The organism is Acinetobacter sp. WC-743, from assembly GCF_000335555.1.
GTDB classification, from domain to species: domain Bacteria; phylum Pseudomonadota; class Gammaproteobacteria; order Pseudomonadales; family Moraxellaceae; genus Acinetobacter; species Acinetobacter bereziniae.
This window is the reverse complement of record NZ_AMFQ01000131.1, coordinates 1-20,754: the sequence shown is the minus strand read 5'-3', so window position 1 is coordinate 20,754 and position 20,754 is coordinate 1. Positions and strand designations below refer to the sequence as shown.

The window sequence follows — 20,754 nt, the reverse complement described above, 5'->3', positions numbered from 1 at the left end:
AATGGCTCTGAATCGTAGCCTTTATCTGCACATACAATCTCTGCCTCATTTAAATTGAGTTTTGAAATTAAATCAGGTGCGACCTTAACATCATGTGTCGTTCCATCAGTAATAATGAAATCAATAGGATTCCCATTTGAATCTACAACTAAATGTATTTTGGAGGAGTTTCCTCCAGCACTTTTAGAGATTGCCTGATCAGCGATACCCGCTGAATGTTGATGAGCGCGAATATGAGAACCATCGATGAACAGCCATTCCATATCTGTATTCAGCGATAATAATTTAAATATAGTGAGTAACTTACCACTACTTGACCAGCGATTAAAACGTTTAAAAATAGAGTTGGGTTGTCCAAAGCAAGTGGGGATATCACGCCAAGGGCACACAGTTCTAATCCTATAAAGAATCGCTTCAATAAAATTTCTTAAATTTGAGTTGAGATGAATGGATAAATTACGCAAAATAGCTTTCAACTTTTGCCAGTGTTGATCTGTTAACATGGTACGAGGCATAACGAATAGTAGAATTGGGTTTGGCGATTTAATTTTACTACTTCGCTATTTTTTAATCTAAAAGTGTCAACACGCCCTAATTAAGAATATCTAAAGTCAACTTAATTTATAACATCTGGGGGCATTATCTTTGTTTTTAACACCTTGAGATGTTGTAGCTCTTCTATTGACATGTACAGTGTTTTGTAAAGTTAGGTCTACTTGAGGTTGATATGTCGATCCCAATCATAATCTTTTAGCACTTTTGGTTTCGATGTCCTATTTTTCAGATATTTACTTTTTTAGGCAATTTCTAAAGTTCAATATTGTATCAAAACCTTTAACTCATGTTCAATTCGCTAATACTCAGCCCTTTTCACTTTACTCGGAATGTAATCTTGTGCCATTTGAGAAAACATACCTTGTGCTAAAATTTGCGCCAAAGTCAGTGCTGAATTCTTGTGAAAATCTATAAGTGGACCGAATCAATTTTTTTCTGCAGTATTAATTTTAAAGCCTATGTACAGATACTGTTCAAACAATCCATCGTTGTTCATGTAGATACCTATGCCGCTCAAAAAACCACATAGCTGCTGAGGCACTATTGAGATGTTTCTTTATAGATCTTGTAAAATTCAATTCAGCTATTTGGTTCGTCATTTAAAGTTCTTCTTTTTTCCGATTAGATAATCTGAAATTGAATCAGCACAAGTAAGTACTGACAAACTATTGATAGATATGCAATAAACAACACAGGAATGCATAGCAACATGAGTAATAAATTCGAATTCCAAATCCGTGTATATATTGAAGATACAGATGCTGGCGGCATCGTCTATCACGCCAATCATATTCGCTTCATGGAACGTGCTCGTACTGAATGGCTACGTGCTTCTGGGATTGATCATTACTGGCATCAAAAAGATTACAATTTTGTTGTGCATAAAATTGCTTTGAAATATTCACGCCCTATACTGATGGACGACCTTATTACTGTTACAGCAAGTGTAGTTTCATGTAAAGCTTCGTCATTTGTGTTGCAACAAAATATATATCGTGGTGAAATCATGCTTGCTTCTGGCGAGGTAGAGTTGGCATGTTTAAGTACTGATATGAAACCTCGTAGAATTCCTGACGAAATCCGTGATTTAATTCTTCGAGAATTAGCCCACGAATAAAAAATATTTTTGGCACATGTAACTATGGCAACACAACTAGAATCTTCTCTGCACATCTCTGATTTAATCTTACAAGCGAGCCCTGTGGTTCAATTGGTCATGCTGGTCTTAGTACTTGCATCTGTTTTTAGTTGGTATCTAATTGCCAAGTTACATATGGGCTATAAGAAAGCACGCCAAGGCGACGACCATTTTCAAAAAATATTTTGGTCTGGCGCTGAACTTAATACCCTCTATAACAATGCGCAACTTAACTCTAAACGCGATGGTTTGGAAGACATCTTTTATCAGGGTTTAAGTGAATATTTGAAATTGAAAAAGCGCCAAGCTGATACTGTACCTATGATTGAAGGTACAGAACGTATTTTGCGAGTAGGCTTAAGTCGTGATCAAGGTCGTTTAGAACAAGGTTTGAGTGCCTTAGCCAGCATAGGCTCTGTCGCTCCTTATGTAGGTTTATTTGGTACTGTTTGGGGCATCATGAGTGCCTTCATCGGTTTGGCACAGGTTGAACAAGTAACCCTTGCCACTGTTGCACCAGGCATTGCCGAAGCACTGATTGCTACTGCGATTGGTTTATTTGCGGCAATTCCAGCAGTATTGGCATTTAACCATTACACTGCAAAAGGTGAAGAAATTTACTCAGATCGTGCATTATTTGCCGAAGAAATGGTGGCGCTGTTACAACGTCAGTCTGTGGGAACTACACAGGAAGCTGAATAATGGCAATCCAACGCTCAGGACGTTTTGACCGTGTCAAAAAGCCTTTAAAAAGTGATATGAACGTTGTTCCCTATATCGATGTTATGTTGGTTTTATTGGTCATTTTTATGGTTACAGCGCCTATGATTACGACGGGTGTCAAAGTTGACTTGCCACAAGCCAATAACAACCCGATTCAATCTGAGGATCGACCTGCTATCGTGACGCTTAATGCGGATGGAAGCATCCAGCTCGAAGATAAAACACATAACAATGATGTGCTTACTTTAGAAGAGCTTAAAATTGTCCTTACAGAAAATCAAAAGCAAGCTCAAGCAAACAGCAAACAATTGAGTGTTTTGATTAATGGTAGCGAGTCACGCCCATACGGTGAAGTGATGAAACTTATGTCTGCATTACAAGATGCGGGTTTAAGCCAAGTTGGCTTACTGACAGAGTCTGTAAAGTAAGTTATGAAAAATACTCAAAAGCCACAATCTAAAGATAAAGCGATTGCACTTGGATTTACCCTTGGTATTCATGTGGTGGCGATTACAGGCTTACTCTTTTTAGGTCTTAGTCGACCACCAGAACCTCCGAAGCAAATTAAAACTGTTCTTATCAAACCTGAAGATTTACCTCCTCCAGAACCAAAACCATTGGTAGACAGTGATTCAACGGAAACAGCTGACTCAAAAGTTTCAGAAAATATCCAACAAACTGCTGAACCAGACCAAACTGCGCCTGAAATTCCAGTCGAATCAAAGCCTGATACTGAAGCAGTGGATATAAAAAAAGCAGCTGATGAAGCTAAAGCCGCTTTAGAACAAAAAATGGCACTCGCTGCAGCGCGAGCTGCTCAGGAAAAAGCCACAGAACAAGCAAAAGCGAAAGCTGAAGCCGCGGAGAAAGCGAAACAAGAAGCCGCTGAAAAAGTGAAACAGGCAAAAAATGCAGCTGAAAAAGCCAAAGCTGAAGCTGATGCAAAAATTAAAGCTGAAGCGGCGGCTAAAGCGAAGCAAGAAGCCCTCCAAAAAGCTAAAGCCGATGCTGCTGAGAAAGCAAGATTAGCTCATCTTGATGCTGAAGCTAAACGTAAAGCTGAAGCAGCAGAAAAAGTGAGAAAAGACGCTGCTGAAAAAGCAGCTCAAGCCAGAGCGGATGCAAAAGCCAAAGCTGATGCCGAAGCTAAACGCAAAGCGGAAGCTGAAGCCAAACGTAATGCCGATGCTAAAGCCAAAGCAGATGCTGAAGCTAAACGTAAAGCAGATGCGCATGCAAAATCCAAGGCTGATGCAGAGGCAAAAGCAAAAGCCGATGCGAAAGCTAAGGCAGATGCAAAATCCAAGGCTGAAGCAGATGCTAAAACCAAAGCTGATGCAAAAGCCAAGGCTGATGCAGATGCTAAAGCCAAAGCAGACGCAAAAGCCAAGGCTGATGCAAAAACCAAGGCTGATGCAGATGCTAAAGCCAAAGCAGATGCAAAACGCAAAGCTGATCTTGCTCGCGAGTTAGAGGAAGAAAAGAACTCTGCTGCTGAGAAAGCAAAAGAAGCGGCTGCGAATAAAAAGGCAGAAGCCAGAAAAATTGCATCTTCAGCGAAAAAGGACTTTGAAAATAAGGTTCGAAATGCGTGGCGTATGCCAGCAGGCTCATCTGGTCAAAAGGCAACTGCCCGTGTCACGTTGACAGATAGTGGTGCTGTTGCATCGGTTATCGTGAATGCATCTGATCCTGATGTTAAAGCAAGTGTAGAACAAGCTGTACGTAACGCAGCCCCCTTCCCAATGCCTTCTGATCCTGATGCACGACGCGAGGCACGGAGCTTTACTGCGAGTTTTACTGTGAAATAATTTTTGTAATATACCCTGCTTCGGCAGGGTTATTATTTGATTCACGCTATGGATAAGGTATTTGTGAAATTTTTTTTATTTATATTTCTTGCATTGATCTATCAAAGCACGCTTGCAAATCAAAATAGCCAAAATACTGAAACTAATTTTGCATCAATCCATCCAATGGAATTGAATACAACTGCGTCAGCCCTTGAAAAGAAAAGTGATCTTGCCAACGAGCAAAAAGCTAAGGCTAAAAAACTGTCATTCAGCGTAAAAAAGAATTTGCCCATAAAGTTCTAAGGGCTTGGCATATACCAACAGACGCAACAGATCAAAAAGCCAACGCATGTATAAAGCTTACACAAAATGGCTCCATTGACTCAATCGTTGTCAGTTCAGCAGCTCCAGATGTCAAAACAAGTATAGAGCAAGCGATCTACGATGCAGCGCCATTCACATTGCTCACTCAACCAGAAGTTAGGAGAGATGTACAAAGTTTCTCAGTCAACTTTATTGTAGAATAGAATTTGCATTCTCTATAGTTAAAACAATATCTATTATCAACCAAGTCATATAGACACATTGGAAAAATAAAATGCAATTTAAAACATTGCTGATTAGCAGCTTTCTTATTTGTTTCTCAACATTTTCATTTGCTGAAAAAAATCAAATCAACCCGCCAATTGAGGTTAACAGGCAACAAATACCTTCTAACCCGTTTAAACATGAAATTCCACCAACTGCTCAATCTCAGCAAAAAAATACACCTACACAAAATGAACGACTTAGACAAAATCAAATCACCAGTCAAATTTACAAAAGCAGAATGAATCGTATTACAAAATATTGGAAACGCCCTGCAACAGATTTAGCAGAGAAAGCCAATGTTCGGGTCTATCTAGATGAACAAGGAAATGTTGAAGATATTCTATTCCTGGGTGGGCAGTTTAGTGATGCGTTTGCAGCTTCGATAAAAACAGCGATTTATAAAGCTGCTCCCTTTGAAATGCCTAATGAACAATCGCTTAAAAAACAATTTCAAGAAATTCTTCTCCATTTCGCTGTCAGTGAATAATATCCTATGTTTCGTTAACGGTTATGATTTTAATCAATTTGCTTAGATACCCTATTAAGCTGTCATTCATCTGCGTCATACATTTAGATTTATTTTTTATCAACAAACAGCGAATTATCATCTTTTATTCATAATTACATGCTTTATATAGATTAAAATAATGTCTTTATGCTACAAAGCTAAGCATAGTTAAAAATTGATATTTGAGTACATGAAGTCCAATGAAAATCATGCCTAAACGTCTATTAGGATTAGCGATAATTGTTGCATTGAGCCCAGCATTGATCACCACATCGTATGCACAATTGCATTTAGAAATTGCTAAAGCTCCTGAGTCCGCACCTAAAATTGCCATTCTTCCTTTTAGCAATGATCAATCCATCTACCCGATCATCGAACAGGATTTAAATCGTTCTGGTCGCTTTACCAGTTCTTCTAAAAACTTACCTGCAACTGCCAGCGTAAATAATGTTAATGCAGAAGCTTGGAAAGCCGCTGGTGTTCCTTATGTCGTTCTAGGTGAGTCAAAAGTAAATGCTGATGGTTCATTGGCTGTACATTACCAACTGTATGATGTCGAAAAGCAAAAATTCTTGCTCAATGAATTGCTCACAGTTCCTGCTTCGCGTGTACGTACCGCAGCACATATGATCAGTGATGCTATCTATCAAGCATTAACAGGTATCCAAGGTGACTTTACTGGACGTATCGCCTATGTGCTACGCAATCCTGCAACACCTGATACACGTTATACTTTGCAAATCGCAGATACCGATGGTGAACAACCTAAAACTGTATTGAGCTCAAGAGATCCTATTCTCTCTCCTGCTTGGACACCAGATGCTAAAAAGATCGCCTATGTATCATTTGAAACCAAACGTCCAGCCATTTATGTTCAAGATTTGGCTTCTGGCGCTCGTGAGAAATTAGCCTCATTCCGTGGTTTGAATGGTGCACCTAGTTTTTCTCCTGATGGAAAATCTATGTTGTTCACCGCATCTATGCACGGCAATCCTGAAATATATCAAATGGATTTAGACACTCGTCAAGTTAAACGAATGACCAATGACAGTGCAATTGATACAGAAGCACGCTATGCACCTGATGGGAAATCATTTATTTTTACCTCTGACCGCGGTGGTTCAGCGCAAATTTATCGCTATAGCTTTGATGACGGTTCAACAAAACGTTTAACTTTCCGTGGCGCATTCAATGCTCGTGGTACGCTCAGTGCAGATGGCAAATATGTTGCATTGGTACATCGCCCTTCTGGTAGCAATTACAAGGTCGCGATTCAAGAAATTTCTACTGGAATTACCAATATTCTGACTCCAACAAGTCTCGATGAATCACCTAGCTTCTCTCCAAACGGGCAAATGGTGGTATATGCAACGCGTGAAGGAAATCGTGGCTTATTGGCAATCATGTCAACAGATGGTCGTTTCCGTATGAATTTACCGAGTGAACAAGGTGAAGTACGTGAGCCTGCTTGGGCACCTAAATGATTTACCCATGTCGCATGACTTAATTTAAAAAGGAAGTATCGGAGATCAACATGAAGGCTATTCAATATTTAACGTTACCATTACTCGCAGCAAGCTTAGTCATGACTGGTTGTGCCAGCCGTAAACCTGCTGCAACAGTAGAGTCTGGAACAAATCCCAATAGTGCGACTACGGTAAACACGACGGGTTTAAGTGAAGATGCAGCTTTAAATGCACAAAATTTAGCAGGCGCTTCAGCAAAAGGTGTAACTGAAGCAAACAAAGCATTTTTAGCAAAGCGTGTTGTACATTTTGACTATGACAGTAGTGATCTTTCAAATGATGACTATCAGACACTTCAAGCGCATGCACAATTCCTAATCGCCAATGCAAATTCAAAAGTTGCTCTAACAGGTCACACGGATGAACGTGGTACCCGTGAATACAATATGGCTTTGGGTGAACGTCGTGCAAAAGCTGTAGAAAGCTACTTAATCACTAACGGTGTTAAGCCAAACCAATTAGAAGCGGTAAGTTATGGTAAAGAAATGCCAATCAATGCAGGACATGATGAATCTGCATGGAAAGAAAACCGTCGTGTCGAAATTAATTATGAAGCTGTTCCACCGTTATTAAAATAATTTTTAAAAACAATATAAAAATGCCCAATTCAATTGGGCATTTTTATATTAGGCTAGCCAACCAATTGATGATTTTGATATTTAAAAGTTCAAATATTAAAACTAGACTTTCTTTGGATTTAAAATCAATACCGCCATTTTTTGAGCTTTTGATCACCGATGAGCTCAATCACCATATCTTCTACCCATTGCTCAACTTGATCAGGGATAGCATCACCAAATAAATCCGACTGCAACAAGATTAAACAACATTTGAGATATTCATCGACATCATCAAAGATTTTTGTCAAATAAGGTCTATCATCATGATCAAAATAATAGACTTCTTTGCTTATATCATGAAAACAAAACATATTACCATTACCGAGATAGTCACTAAAAGTAATCAAATGCGGTAAAACTTCTACATCTTTTGAAGTGAATTCAGGTGCATATTCTGGTGCGGCAGCCCATATATCTTTTAAATAGCCAATATCATCAAACTGTTGTAGCTCTTCACCAATATCCGCAATGCCAAATGTTTGATAGAAAATTTTTAGAGAAACTGGCAAAGTGGTTTTTAAGCGCAGTTCAAGTTGATCAATTTCATCAATATTTATTGGAGATGCAACTTCATCATCATTTAAATCTGCAAATGATTGCAAAATGCGTTGGGTTTTTACCTCCCACTCTGGCTCTCCAATTTGATGAAATGGAAAGACGATATCTGCTTTATGATGAATTTCAATCATGATTGATGCGATAGTCTTCGAAATTTACTTGGATTATAAAATAAAAAAGCGCTTATCAAAGTGATAAACGCTTCTTATTGATTAAGCCTTTGACTCGTCTGGCTTGGGACTTTGCATGGATTCAATCATATCGTGCTTATTGAATTCTTTGAACTCAGGTTTAGCTTCGTAATTCTTCCATGCTTCTTTCACATTTTCAGCACTAATCTCTTTAAGATCAATACCTTCATTTTGAGTCGGAGTCGCTTCAAACTTTGCCGTTGTCATGTGAGTGCTCCTTTACGTTATTATCCGTATATCCAACATAACACTTTCTAAAATACTTGCAAGGGTAATTTCACGACAAATAACACAGGATAATTTTTATTTTGAGCTGAACTCATCTAAAATACCGCTATTGTTTAATGTGTCAAAATTTATCGCTTTTGGAGCACCTCTGATATGTCATATCGCACTCTATCCCAATATTTAGAACAACAACAAGGGAATTTAACACCTGAACTTGCCAATGTGATTGAAACGATTGCCAACACATGTAAAACCATTGATCAGTCGCTACAAAAAGGTGCGTTAGCAGGTGTACTGGGCAGTGCTCAACATGAAAATGTACAAGGTGAAGAACAAAAGAAACTTGATGTTATTTCAAATGATTATTTAATTGATGCACTTAAAGCTAACTCAAATGTGGGTGGCTTAGCATCAGAAGAATTAGATGAGTTTACCCCAGCGCAAGAAAACGGCAAATATCTTGTTTTATTTGACCCTTTGGATGGTTCAAGTAATATTGATATTAACATGTGTGTAGGTACAATTTTTTCGATCCTTCCTGCTCAAAATAGCATTACACAAGCTGAAGATTTCATGCAAGCAGGTTCACAACAAGCTGCTGCAGGTTATGTTCTTTATGGTCCATCAACCATGATGGCACTTACAGTTGGTGCAGGTGTTGTATTTTTTACCTTCGATCCAGAAACTCAACAATTTTTACTGACTTCTGAAAATGTTCAAGTGGCTGCGGATACTAAAGAATACGCAATCAATGCTTCAAATCAACGTCATTGGGAAGCGCCTGTAAAACGTTATATTGATGAGCTACAAGCAGGTAAAACTTCTGTACGCGAAAAAGACTTCAATATGCGTTGGGTTGCATGTATGGTGGGTGATATTCACCGTATTCTATGCCGCAGTGGTATCTTCCTATATCCATACGACACCAAAGACCCTCAAAAAGCAGGTCGCCTGCGTTTGATGTATGAAGCCAACCCAATGAGCATGTTAATGGAACAAGCCGGTGGTGCATCTACAACAGGTCGCGTGCGTATCCTAGATATTCAACCTACTGAGTTACATCAACGTGTTCCAGTCGTGATTGGCTCTAAGAATGAAGTTGAACTTGTTACAAGCTATCATCACTAATTCTTTCATTTTTACGTGCGCTTTAAGCGCGTAAAACCAGTAAAGGTCTGTTGTAAATTCATTTTGGAATGATCAACAGATCTTACTTATTTTTGGATCTACTTTCCCATGCCTACAATTTTCCTTGAATCAAAAGACAATCCTAAAATTAAACACCTAAGAGGTTTAATTGAACAAAATACTTATCGTAAGAAACAAGGACAAACTGTACTTGAAGGCACACACCTGAGTCTTGCATGGTTAGAAAAGGGACGCAAAATTAATTCGATTTTCACCACTGAGCATGCATTGGCTCATGAGGATCTTGGTGAGATCATTGACCAATACCAAGGGATGGTGTTCGTGATCAGCGAAGCATTATATAAGGACCTAAGCACCTTAGGAACCACCCTTGCCTGCCTTGCAATCGTTGATTTGCCAAGCTCAACACAAGCATTGAATTTTAGCGAAGACACGTTAATTCTTGAAAATGTTCAAGACCCTGGTAATGTCGGAACGCTATTGCGTTCTGCCGCAGCTGCGGGCATTGAACAAATTGTCTGTACAAAAGGCTCTGCTTCATTATGGTCACCACGTGTTCTGCGTGCGGGTATGGGCGCACATTTCTCCTTACAAACCTATGAGAATGTCGTACTTGAGGATATTTTAAAGCAATTCAAAATCCCTGTTTATGTGACCAGCTCACATGAAGCAGAAAGTCTGTATTCCAAAAATTTACGTAAACAATGTGTGTGGATTTTGGGTAATGAAGGTCAAGGCGTTTCAGAATTTGCATTAAAACGTGCAGAAGCTGTATCCATTCCACAACCAGGCGGTCAAGAATCACTCAATGTCGCTGTTGCAGGCTCAATTTGCTTCTTTGAAATGGTTCGTCAACGACTATAAGGTTAAATTATTTTAAATATCGCCCGTTATTGAAAAAAATCATTTAAACTGAAAAAAATAATTGATTTACGTGTCAACCCAAACCATTTTTTAAACGTTATAGTGATATGAATTTAAAATAATGGTGGGTACCCAATGACGGGATTTTCCATCTCTATGGACTTAGCACCAAAGAAGTCACAGTCTGAAACAGCCAGTGCTCAAACGAGTACCAGTGAACAGCGCCTGCGTTTTTTTATGCAGGATGTGACAGGTCGTGCCTTGGTCATGATGGAAAATGCAACACAAGGTCATAATGGGATTGCAATGGATTTGGTACAGGAAGCATTTATTTCCTTACATAAGTCTTATGCGGATAAGTCCACAGAAGAATGGTATCCATTGTTCTACACTATTTTAAATAACAAACTACAAGATTGGCGTCGTAAAGAAGCACGTAGAGCATCTCCTTTTTCCCTATTTCGAAAAATCGATTTAGATTCTGATGATGAAGAAGCGATGGAAATTGTTGATGAATCTACGCCAAACCCGCTTCAGTTTTTAGATCAAGATGTCACTATTGAAGAAATTCAAGACGCGATTAGTGAATTACCTGTACGCCAGCAACAAGCATTTATGCTACGTGCATGGGAAGGCTTTGATACACAGACAACGGCATCAATTATGAACTGTAGCGAAGGTAGTGTAAAAACCCATTACCATAGAGCAATTCAAGGATTGAGAACTGCGCTATCACATTTAAATCCGTATGGAGGTTCATCACATGAATAATGATGATTTCACCAAACAAGTGACGGCAAAACTGGATGAACTTGCACGTCATCACCGCAATAAAGCAGTGGTGATGAATAATGTGTTAGATCGTATCCAAGATCAGCCAACATCACGCTTTAGCAATTGGAAAATGACTGGCTTTGCACTTGCAGCAGCAATTACAGGCTTTGTTGTTGTACCAAATGCTTTCGATGTTTCCAATGAAGCTCATACCCCGCAACAAGTGGTGATTAGCCCTAAACTTTCACCACAAATGATGGAAGATTTAGATATGTTATCTGTTTTTGGTGAGGATAAAAATTCTCATGGTAGCTAGAAAATTAGCATTGGCATTTTGTGCTTTTGGTTTTCTACAAACAAGTTTTGCTGGATTTGAACGTTTTTGGATTTTTTCCAAAGATGCGAATACGCAAGTCAATGAAACATGGGATGCGCTGTCTGAAGATGAACAAAAAGCATTAATCAAGCGCTACCAAAATTTAAAAGAGCTCCCAACAGAACAAAGCGCTGCTTTACAACAACGTATGGACTGGTTTACTCAACTTCCTGAACAAGAAAAGCAAAAAATGCGTGAAGCATGGCAACAAATGAGCACATCTGAACGTAATGAAATGCGGAAAAAAATGCAAAAAGCATCTACATCAGATGAACGCAATGAAATTCGTGAAAAATATATTCAAAAATACCAACCAAGTAGTGTTGTATCGCATTAACATCATCTATCCATATGTACTAAAGCCAGTCATGGTACTGGCTTTTTTTACTCAAATTTATTCTTTCAAAAATACACCCCCCTCAACCTCTTTAAAAATAATTAAATTTCAATATCTTAAATTCAAATACTACACAATTTAGTACAAACTCTTATAATCTTTTAGTGATTATTTTGTTTTATACTTTTGCATCATAGAGCGTTTTTCTATGTTGAGATATTGCCTTCATCAATCTATTTAAACTTTAGATGTAAAACGTGACATTGATAGTTTTATATCTCAAACTACGTACTTTTAATATTCATTTTATTGATCAAAAGAAATTGTATTTTACTGTATGTCTCTTTCACAGATTGACTGTTCTTTGAATCATTTACCTTTCATCAATACCAAGCAATCACTAAAATTAAAATATTGGAACTCAAGTCAATTATAGAGATTAATTTGAATGATTAATCAATAAAAAAACCTGCACGAGGCAGGTTTTTATCGCTTAAATTCTGATCTGAATTACAAGCTATAGTACATATCAAATTCAACTGGGTGAGTCGTTGTATTTAAACGACGAACATCTTCAGTTTTAAGTTCGATATAGGCATCTAACATTTCTTTCGTGAACACGCCACCTTTAAGAAGGAAGTCATGGTCCGCTTTAAGTGCTTCAAGCGCCATATCAAGACTGTGAGCAACTGTTGGGATTTTTGCTTCTTCTTCAGGAGGAAGATCATATAAGTTTTTGTCAGCAGCTTCACCTGGATGAATCTTGTTTTGAATACCATCAAGACCAGCCATCAACAATGCCGCGAAACCTAAGTACGGGTTCATCATTGGATCTGGGAAACGTGCTTCAATACGTTTGCCTTTAGGGCTAGAAACGTAAGGAATACGGATAGACGCAGAACGGTTACGTGCTGAGTAAGCAAGCATGATCGGCGCTTCAAAGTGTGGTACTAAACGCTTGTACGAGTTTGTAGAAGGGTTAGTAATTGCATTCAACGCACGAGCATGTTTGATAATACCACCGATGAAGTACAATGCCATCTCTGAAAGACCTGCATATTCATCGCCAGCAAACAAGTTTTTGCCATCTTTAGAGATCGACATATGAACGTGCATACCAGAACCGTTATCACCTACCATTGGTTTAGGCATAAAGGTTGCAGTTTTTGCATATTGATGAGCAACGTTCCACACTGCATATTTGAACTGTTGAACTTCGTCTGCTTTACGAACCATCGTGTTGAAACTCACACCAATTTCTAATTGGCATGATGCAACTTCATGGTGATGTACTTCTACACGACCAGGACCCATGATGTCTTCAATACGCGCGCACATTTCAGCACGCATATCTTGATGAGAATCAACAGGAGGAACTGGGAAGTAACCACCTTTCACACGTGGACGGTGACCAGAGTTACCAGATTCGTAAGAATTACCAGTAGACCATGCAGCTTCTTCAGCGATCAAAGTATGGCGAGCGCCAGACATGTCGATGTCCCATTTAACTTCGTCAAAAACAAAGAATTCTGGTTCTGGACCAAAGAATGCAGTATCACCAATACCTGTAGATTTTAAATACTCTTCAGCACGACGAGCAATTGAACGCGGGTCACGGTCATAACCTTGACCAGTTGAAGGCTCAATAACATCACAAGTCACGACAATTGTCGCTTCAGCAAAGAACGGATCAAGGAAAGCAGTTTCAGGATCTGGACGTAAAATCATGTCAGATGCTTCAATGCCTTTCCAGCCAGCGATTGAAGAACCATCAAACATTTTACCATCTTCGAAAGTATCTTCATCGATAGTATCCGAAGGGTAACTTACATGTTGCTCTTTACCCTTAGTATCAGTAAAGCGAAAATCGACCCATTTTGCGCCACTTTCTTGTATGAGTTGAAGGACCTTGTTCGCCATGCTCATTTTGCTCCAATGAATTTTTGTTGCACTTGTGAAGTGCGTGTTAGTAGTTGGTATCTATAAAGCAATTAGCATACCAACTTTTAAAATAATTGCTAATTTATTGAATTTCTTATCAGAAAATAAGCTTAGCAACCATTATTTCGCTTCTATTATACTGAGTGTAAATAGAATTGCACCATATTCAGACACACTTCTTATTTTAAAATCATTCAGCACTATTTTAACGCACTATTTTTGTGCATACTCGTTAAAATGGTTTATCTTGGTGCTTACTTTCAAATTTTTCACAGTGATGATGACATTCAATCATTTCAAGCACATTAAAAAAGCGTATCCATAAAATGGATACGCTGTGTATTCAGACAGAATACGTTCATATTGAACGTATTATTATAAAGAGCTGATGGTTTTATCCAAATTCAACTTCTGCTCGAGCAATCAATGCTTCAACCATTAACAATACATCATCTTGCTTTCTCGCATCTACAGCGAAAATGGGCATATTGACCTGATTTAAACTCATCCAATCTTTATATTGTTTTAGCAGATGCTGTGGGTTTTCGTCGACATGCGTTACCCCGACAACAATGTTGTTTACATATTCTTTGAAGCTTTGAAAGTAAAACTTCAAATCCTCAATTGCGTCTTTTTGAGAGTGATCAATCAATACTACAGCACCTATTGCACCTTTGCAGATCACTGACCAGACAAAATCAAATCGGTCTTGTCCTGGTGTCCCATATAAACCTACAACAACACCATCTTCTAAACGGATTTCGCCGTAATCAATCCCAACAGTGGTCAACGCTTTACTGTGTGATTGTTCATCAGTATTTTGTGCTTCCGTAGATAAAACTGAAATTTCAGACAAAGACTTAATCGCTTCAGTTTTACCTGCCCCCATCTTGCCACCAAATACAATTTTATACTGTTGTAAAATCACATTATCACCTTTATTCAAGTTCTTATTGCTACACATTGATTAAGTTGTAGTACTTATTTTTCAACTTAAAAAAACCATGTTTATGCAATCAATTTTCAAGTTGAACAATCAGCTACCAAATCACAGCCCTAATTTTTTCCGTAATTTACCAAAGAAACCACGTAGAACACCTGTCGACTGTTTTTCCTCAACAATTAATTTTGCTTCTTCTTCAGGTATATTTTTGAGCATGTTGCTCAATAAACCAATTGAGACAAATTTATAAATCTGATCTTTACTATAACCCGTTTTTTGCACCACTTGGGCAATACTCGCTCCTTGCTCAAAACAAGCTGCTATTTTAAAAATCATTTGTCTTTCATTTTGATGATTAGGCTGTGGCCAATCAATAAGTTGATAATAGTCCCCTTTGTGGATTGTGGTATTAATATCATTGGAATACCACAATAGATTCCACAACCAAGACTTAAGTTCGATACCTTGATTTGAACTCACTGATTGCGCCATTTGCATGGTGGCATAAGTAAAATTTAAAGAAACATCAGTGCCTTGAATTTTACGTAATGCATCCACCCATACTTGCTGAGTTCGAATATTCACTAATGCAATATTACCCTTGGCATCAAAAACTTGTACATTACCGTTTCTTTCATTAAAAAACTCTGGAACAATTTTTGTGAGATCTAGAGTTTTTGAAATTTGATTTACAATATGCACTGTTTTATGGCTAACAGGCACATGGAAATAACGATCTTTAAACCATTTTCTAATTTCATCAGTGGCAGAAAAAGGTAAATACAGCTTATCCCCTTCGATTTGCCCTGATTTTTCATTTTTATTGATTAACCTTAGATAAGGTATTTTTTTTACACCCACCAAATTTTGAATTGTAGGAGAACTAAAAAACATATCATTCACAAGAAGAATATCTAAATGCGGATCAGCAATGTTTGCCCAACTTACTTGAAGTGAGTCATCATACATCAATCGTATTTTCTGCTTTATTGCATCAAGTACATTTAAGCTCAAGCCAAATATCGCAATTTTTACTTCTTCTTTCATTTAGCCCCCACGGCCTCGTATAGAGTGTGACCAGTTTATCATTTTTATCAAAAAATAAAACAAAAAACACTATCGTAAGTGTGAAAAAATTGTAGCAAAGTTAATATACAATTTAATGTTTCAAATACAAGAATATAATAACTGAGCTTTAAATAAAATAATTTCATTAAAATAAATAAAATAAATTATTTATTTTAAAATACATGAAATTCAATACTTTAATTATAATATATGAATTTATTTTGCCCCCAACTCCACCGAAGGTAAATATTAATCAATTAAAAAATTTAATGAAACTTAATATTTTATTTAAAAATATTAATAACATTTGTATATTAAATCATTCTCATGCTGAGCTTAAGTGAGATAATCTCTCATTCTCATATACTAAAAGATTCTATAAAATCGTTGTTCCTGATTTGCTGGTACAAATCACACTGCATCCTAGGATATATTATTGAGTCACAAGGCTTTTAAATAAGATCAAATTGAATTGTTCGAATGCGACTTGTGATTGCTTATTGAGATGTGAATTGTTAACTATTCTTATTTTGTACTGCCAAATCTTTCATCATATATGATATTGGTATAAAGCCTCGCAAAACGAGGCTACATTCATTAAGAGTAACAACCTGACAGTAATCCAATATAATCTACTTTGTTTGTTAAAATGAACAGTATGAAGATCTAACTGTCTTTATCTACCGAATGCGGTGTCGTGGTTTGATCTTGTTTTTGCGTATCCGAATCTCTTTTTTGACACGCAGTTAAGCCCAATAATAAAACTAAACTTACAATCGAAATGATTTTCATATCTAGCCCAATCTTGCTTAAAAATTAAACAATAGCAGAAAATAATAATCAAATTGTTGAATTCGCGAAACTCACAATTTTTTTTACTGTGCTGAAAAAAAATAATCGCCTATCAATTCCAGAAAACAGAAAATATTTTTTCTTTTCCTATCATTTTAAGCTTTACCTTGTATCCAGCTTTCTTAAATTCTTCACTTAATTTGTCTAGTTCATGAAGAGCGAAATCTTTTGCAAGACATTCGCTCACAAACAATTCGCCTTGATCTGCTTTTAATCTGATTTGCTTCTTCAAAAATCTTTTGAGTTGCTCAATTGAAAAATATTGTGATTGATTCTGGTGCATTCTCGTTTCAGTAATTGCAGGAGTAAACATGGTAAAAATCTCATATTAATAAGCACAATCAATGATTATGAGGGATGCCACACCTAATTCAGTATAAATAATGAAATTACAACAATCTTCAAAAATACATATTAAATCATTAATTAATATCAATTAATTATAAAAAACCATGAATCTTTTCATTTACTTTGTTTAAATTAAGTTATAAAAAATGCGACATTATTTGAAGATTTTTCCATTAAAAAATAAAAGAGATTACTTTCCTGCGAACAGGATGCATTCTAAATACTTAAATTTGATAGTACCTAATCTAATTTAAAACTAGTCCCACTTTTTGATATGAGAATAGGCAGTTTAAATAAAGCCCAGCTTGAGGAGAATGCAAGCTGGGCGGTCTAGTATGTCCTGTTTTATTCTATTTAATTCTTGCTAGAGACTATACTATTGATTCAACATAAATGCAAATGATTATCATTTAAATAAAATAATTTAGATCGACTAACTCAATTTCATAAACATAAAACATTGAATTAAATAAATTTATCTCTATTGAATTGCTTTCATCATTTGTCTTTGTCTTCTAACCAATCCAAGAGTTTCTTTTCTTTTACGGATTTCTTCCTCGGTAAAAGGTAAATGATGAACTAAACTTTCTATAGGTAATACACTATTTTCAATCAAATAGCAGTCTTGATCAGTGGTCCAATTCGATAGAGGACTTTGGAGTTTTTTCTGTAATCTTTTCATGGTTCAATTTTAATATATATGACGGCTATAGAAAAGCTCATCATTTGATAATCTTTCTTGACCATAAGCGAGATATGATTCAAATACCCCCTCTCGATTATGGTTCTTTTCTTTATCAAAAAATTATAAATTTTCCAAGTTAATCTTTAACTCAACAATGCAAAAATATTTGAATAATTAAGAAGCTAAAGCAAGCCATAAGATAATTTCAATCAAAACAAAGGTACATGGAACATTTTAGAGTGTTATTCGATAAAGCTTGTTTAATCCAATATAGAAAGATCGTCCATCGAGATTAAAATTACACTTCTGTCCTGTTTCGAGTTGAATTTGCTTGCCTACTTCAACCCAAGAAATGCCGCCAACATTATTTTGTTTACGCTTCAGTGGAATAATTCTGACTTGAATTTGATCTCCATTGACTGCTTTAGCAATCGTCCATCCATTTATTAAATTCATTTTTTACTCATTTCATTGAGCTTTTGTAAAACAGTTCAGTCATTCACTATTTGAGAGAGATATTTTAAAATCCAATTGTGAGAGGCAATTGCGCCTAAAATTAAACTTCCAATTTTTACATCAGCATATTTATAGGGAATACATATATGAGTTGGAACATAGCCAACCCTGATTTAAATTCTAATCAATAGAAAAATATATTTTTCAATACTTTAACCAAAATAACTTATCCGATATTCTAAACTAATTACTAATAAGTACGGCATTGAATAAAAAAAACCTAGAAAGCATAGAGCTAACTAGGCTATAAACTTTAAATTTTTCATTGGTAGCGGGAGCTGGATTTGAACCAACGACCTTCGGGTTATGAGCCCGACGAGCTACCAGACTGCTCCATCCCGCAGCAATGAGTCACAGTTATACGCTGAATAGAACAGTAACACAATGTTTATTTTTTAGTTATGTTAAAAAATATAATTTCCGCCTATCGGCTTTGTTACACAAACATAAAAAAGCCAATTTTTCTTAGGTTGACCGAATTTAAGATACAATCTGGGTATGTGGTTGACCTAATTCAGTAAGTTTATTCAATACGGCAATACATCCATGAACCTCATTGACCTGACTTTCGAAGTTCCTTGCATGCAATTTATCGCCTAATAATTTGATGCAGTGCATCTTGGTCTCAACCAAACTTCTGCAATAATACCCTGCCTATTTCTTCCATATTGTTCTGCCTAGACGTTTTACTGTATCAAATAGTGCATTACGTTCAATTGAACTCGCTCGTTTATCTTTCCAAGGCTTGGTATTTTTCCTGGGTGGAATTATCGAAGCTGCATCTGAATAGGTTGGAGTGCGCCATTGTTTGCCATTTTCCTTAGCGTACTATTAGGTATTTGGATCAAACCAAATGATGAAATCACCACGACTAATTAGAGCTTGGTTGTACGATGACCAATTCTTAGTACGATAGATTTTCGGGGATAGACTTCTTTATTCAAAAATTATATTAATAAAGAAGCCTTTAAAAACAAGTTTGTGCAACAAAGCCTTTTTTTAAGTATAAGAGCGTAAACAAATTAAGTGATATTCGTTTTCAAACTCTAATTCAGCCCTTTTCATACTCTCAGGTGTACTATATCGTGTCCTTCCATATGCTAGTTTGATCATATTCTCAATTAAACTTCTGATTTGAGGTTCTGAATTCGGTAATAATGCATCAAATTGATCACTCATTGAATGACCACGTTGTCTGTTATGCATTACCGTTCTTGCTGTCAATGACGCAGATCTACAAATATCTTTCCACTCTTGTTCACTATATCGATTTGGAATCGACTCGTTTTCAGTTTGTTTATTCATATCATGATAACTTTCATTTGAAGAGTACTGTTGAGCTTCATAAATGTAAGCTTCTTGTCTTTCTTTCACCGATTGTTCTAGCGCTTTTGCTTTTATTCTCGCTTCTGATTCTCGTTGAGCTTGAACTTCATCTATCTTATTCTGCATAAGTCTTGTATTTTGCTGAATTTCAGCCATCTTTAATCGTGCCATGTCTTCCTTGTTGTTTTTATTAATGAAATATCCGATTAATAACACGATAATAATGAGCGCACCTGCAATATATTTCACAATCTGTGCCCTCACATGGTCATAGAAAACGTACGATTCAACAATTGGTGACCTCGTTCCAAATCGGCAAATGAAACAAAGCTCAGCACAATAGTTAATTCAAATGTGATTTTTTTCATATCATGACCACTTATTATAAAGTGCGCTCAATGTAACAAAGTGTAAAGAAAAAATGAATATTTATTCGACTAAATATGTGTAAAACTATTAACGCTTTATTTAAATGAGTTTTCATCTAAAGTACATCAGAAATTAAATTTTCATTAATTTAGGGTCTGTTGACATTTAGGGTTCATAATTTAACCTACAAGGGGAGCCATAAAAATATACAAGCTAATGCAACAGAACTTTCATAGTTCCGTTTTAACTTGTCGTATCGAGTGGCTATCCCTCTAAATTGCTTTAACCTACAAAACATATTTTCTACTAAGTGCCTGATTTTATATAAATACCAATCCATATGGTCATTGTTTGATTGGCTATTGGATTTTTTAGGTATATTCGCTTTTGTTCCAGTTGCTCTAATCTGCTGTCTTAATGGCTCTGAATCGTAGCCTTTATCTGCACATACAATCTCTGCCTCATTTAAATTGAGTTTTGAAATTAAATCAGGTGCGACCTTAACATCATGTGTCGTTCCATCAGTAATAATGAAATCAATAGGATTCCCATTTGAATCTACAACTAAATGTATTTTGGAGGAGTTTCCTCCTGCACTTTTAGAGATTGCCTGATCAGCAATACCCGCAGAATGTTGATGAGCACGAATATGGGAACCATCGATGAATAGCCATTCCATATCGGTATTCAGTGATAATAATTTGAATATAGTGAGTAACTTACCACTACTTGACCAGCGATTAAAACGTTTAAAAATAGAGTTCGGTTGTCCAAA

General features: G+C 36.6%; 24 protein-coding genes, 1 tRNA gene and 1 pseudogene. 12 read left to right on the top strand and 14 right to left on the bottom strand.

The genetic code is table 11. The features are described 5' to 3' along the window. Window positions 1–515, bottom strand: a 515-nt coding sequence (locus tag ACINWC743_RS19805) for an IS5-like element ISAbe13 family transposase (protein ID WP_009586678.1), incomplete at its 3' end; no start/stop codon positions are given. Between the two features lie 749 nt (window positions 516–1,264). Between ACINWC743_RS19805 and ybgC the strand changes: the two genes are divergently transcribed. From ybgC to pal, 7 genes are all read left to right on the top strand, one after another. Then, window positions 1,265–1,672, top strand: coding sequence for a tol-pal system-associated acyl-CoA thioesterase (ybgC, locus tag ACINWC743_RS19800; protein WP_004724526.1), 408 nt, complete (start codon window positions 1,265–1,267; stop codon window positions 1,670–1,672). 24 nt (window positions 1,673–1,696) lie between these two features. After that, a complete protein-coding gene (gene tolQ / locus ACINWC743_RS19795; RefSeq protein ID WP_004824635.1) occupies window positions 1,697–2,395 on the top strand; it encodes a protein TolQ in 699 nt (232 codons plus the stop codon). Next, window positions 2,395–2,844, top strand: a complete 450-nt coding sequence (gene tolR / locus ACINWC743_RS19790) for a protein TolR (protein ID WP_004824636.1) — start codon at window positions 2,395–2,397, stop codon at window positions 2,842–2,844. Before tolQ ends, tolR begins: the two co-directional genes overlap by 1 nt. Window positions 2,845–2,847: 3 nt before the next feature. Beyond that, window positions 2,848–4,227: a cell envelope integrity protein TolA gene (gene tolA / locus ACINWC743_RS19785; protein ID WP_009586676.1), complete on the top strand. Its 1,380-nt coding sequence runs from the start codon at window positions 2,848–2,850 to the stop codon at window positions 4,225–4,227. Window positions 4,228–4,807: 580 nt separating this feature from the next. Then, entirely contained in the window at window positions 4,808–5,287 is a 480-nt protein-coding gene (locus ACINWC743_RS19775) for a cell envelope integrity protein TolA (RefSeq protein WP_009586681.1), read from the top strand. A 221-nt stretch (window positions 5,288–5,508) separates the two neighbouring features. Then, complete coding sequence (tolB, locus tag ACINWC743_RS19770) at window positions 5,509–6,792, top strand: Tol-Pal system beta propeller repeat protein TolB (protein ID WP_005032388.1); 1,284 nt, start codon at window positions 5,509–5,511, stop codon at window positions 6,790–6,792. A gap of 50 nt (window positions 6,793–6,842) precedes the next feature. After that, window positions 6,843–7,412, top strand: coding sequence for a peptidoglycan-associated lipoprotein Pal (gene pal, locus ACINWC743_RS19765; RefSeq protein ID WP_004824646.1), 570 nt, complete (start codon window positions 6,843–6,845; stop codon window positions 7,410–7,412). Between the two features lie 125 nt (window positions 7,413–7,537). On the opposite strand, the gene ACINWC743_RS19760 is transcribed toward pal, so the two are convergent. After that, on the bottom strand, window positions 7,538–8,143 hold the full coding sequence (locus ACINWC743_RS19760; protein WP_009586670.1) for an SMI1/KNR4 family protein: 606 nt from the start codon (window positions 8,141–8,143) through the stop codon (window positions 7,538–7,540). A gap of 81 nt (window positions 8,144–8,224) precedes the next feature. After that, entirely contained in the window at window positions 8,225–8,410 is a 186-nt protein-coding gene (locus tag ACINWC743_RS19755; RefSeq protein WP_004824653.1) for an NF038105 family protein, read from the bottom strand. Between the two features lie 174 nt (window positions 8,411–8,584). Here ACINWC743_RS19755 and ACINWC743_RS19750 point away from each other — a divergent pair, with 174 nt between their 5' ends. The 5 genes from ACINWC743_RS19750 to ACINWC743_RS19730 all read left to right on the top strand — a co-directional run bounded on the left by ACINWC743_RS19750 (window position 8,585) and on the right by ACINWC743_RS19730 (window position 11,931). Next, window positions 8,585–9,559 (top strand): class 1 fructose-bisphosphatase, encoded by a 975-nt coding sequence (locus ACINWC743_RS19750; RefSeq protein WP_009586682.1) that lies wholly within the window; start codon window positions 8,585–8,587, stop codon window positions 9,557–9,559. Between the two features lie 108 nt (window positions 9,560–9,667). After that, window positions 9,668–10,444, top strand: a complete 777-nt coding sequence (locus ACINWC743_RS19745; protein WP_009586684.1) for a TrmH family RNA methyltransferase — start codon at window positions 9,668–9,670, stop codon at window positions 10,442–10,444. 156 nt (window positions 10,445–10,600) lie between these two features. Further along, window positions 10,601–11,215, top strand: a complete 615-nt coding sequence (locus tag ACINWC743_RS19740; protein WP_034707874.1) for an RNA polymerase sigma factor — start codon at window positions 10,601–10,603, stop codon at window positions 11,213–11,215. Then, a complete protein-coding gene (locus ACINWC743_RS19735; protein ID WP_004824662.1) occupies window positions 11,208–11,534 on the top strand; it encodes a hypothetical protein in 327 nt (108 codons plus the stop codon). The genes ACINWC743_RS19740 and ACINWC743_RS19735 overlap by 8 nt, the downstream gene beginning before the upstream one ends. Next, window positions 11,524–11,931: a DUF3106 domain-containing protein gene (locus ACINWC743_RS19730; protein ID WP_004824664.1), complete on the top strand. Its 408-nt coding sequence runs from the start codon at window positions 11,524–11,526 to the stop codon at window positions 11,929–11,931. Before ACINWC743_RS19735 ends, ACINWC743_RS19730 begins: the two co-directional genes overlap by 11 nt. A 510-nt stretch (window positions 11,932–12,441) precedes the next feature. Here ACINWC743_RS19730 and glnA read toward each other — a convergent pair. The 11 genes and pseudogenes from glnA to ACINWC743_RS19685 form a co-directional block, all read right to left on the bottom strand. Next, complete coding sequence (gene glnA / locus ACINWC743_RS19725; protein ID WP_009586679.1) at window positions 12,442–13,857, bottom strand: type I glutamate--ammonia ligase; 1,416 nt, start codon at window positions 13,855–13,857, stop codon at window positions 12,442–12,444. Between the two features lie 409 nt (window positions 13,858–14,266). Then, complete coding sequence (locus tag ACINWC743_RS19720) at window positions 14,267–14,800, bottom strand: GTP-binding protein (protein WP_009586675.1); 534 nt, start codon at window positions 14,798–14,800, stop codon at window positions 14,267–14,269. Between the two features lie 120 nt (window positions 14,801–14,920). Then, complete coding sequence (locus tag ACINWC743_RS19715; protein ID WP_009586680.1) at window positions 14,921–15,862, bottom strand: hypothetical protein; 942 nt, start codon at window positions 15,860–15,862, stop codon at window positions 14,921–14,923. 687 nt (window positions 15,863–16,549) lie between these two features. Next, window positions 16,550–16,675, bottom strand: coding sequence for a hypothetical protein (locus tag ACINWC743_RS24965; RefSeq protein WP_009586673.1), 126 nt, complete (start codon window positions 16,673–16,675; stop codon window positions 16,550–16,552). A 112-nt stretch (window positions 16,676–16,787) separates the two neighbouring features. Continuing rightward, complete coding sequence (locus ACINWC743_RS19710; RefSeq protein ID WP_009586674.1) at window positions 16,788–17,048, bottom strand: hypothetical protein; 261 nt, start codon at window positions 17,046–17,048, stop codon at window positions 16,788–16,790. A 516-nt stretch (window positions 17,049–17,564) separates the two neighbouring features. Continuing rightward, entirely contained in the window at window positions 17,565–17,765 is a 201-nt protein-coding gene (locus ACINWC743_RS24960) for a hypothetical protein (RefSeq protein WP_004824680.1), read from the bottom strand. 237 nt (window positions 17,766–18,002) lie between these two features. Further along, window positions 18,003–18,224, bottom strand: coding sequence for a hypothetical protein (locus tag ACINWC743_RS19700; protein ID WP_004824682.1), 222 nt, complete (start codon window positions 18,222–18,224; stop codon window positions 18,003–18,005). 326 nt (window positions 18,225–18,550) lie between these two features. Then, window positions 18,551–18,627 (bottom strand) — tRNA-Met (locus tag ACINWC743_RS19695). A 137-nt stretch (window positions 18,628–18,764) separates the two neighbouring features. Further along, window positions 18,765–19,064: pseudogene (locus ACINWC743_RS24955) on the bottom strand (transposase); the annotation flags it as partial. Window positions 19,065–19,283: 219 nt separating this feature from the next. Further along, window positions 19,284–19,859, bottom strand: a complete 576-nt coding sequence (locus ACINWC743_RS19690) for a hypothetical protein (protein WP_035301486.1) — start codon at window positions 19,857–19,859, stop codon at window positions 19,284–19,286. A 304-nt stretch (window positions 19,860–20,163) separates the two neighbouring features. Beyond that, window positions 20,164–20,754, bottom strand: a 591-nt coding sequence (locus ACINWC743_RS19685; RefSeq protein WP_009586671.1) for an IS5-like element ISAbe13 family transposase, incomplete at its 5' end; no start/stop codon positions are given.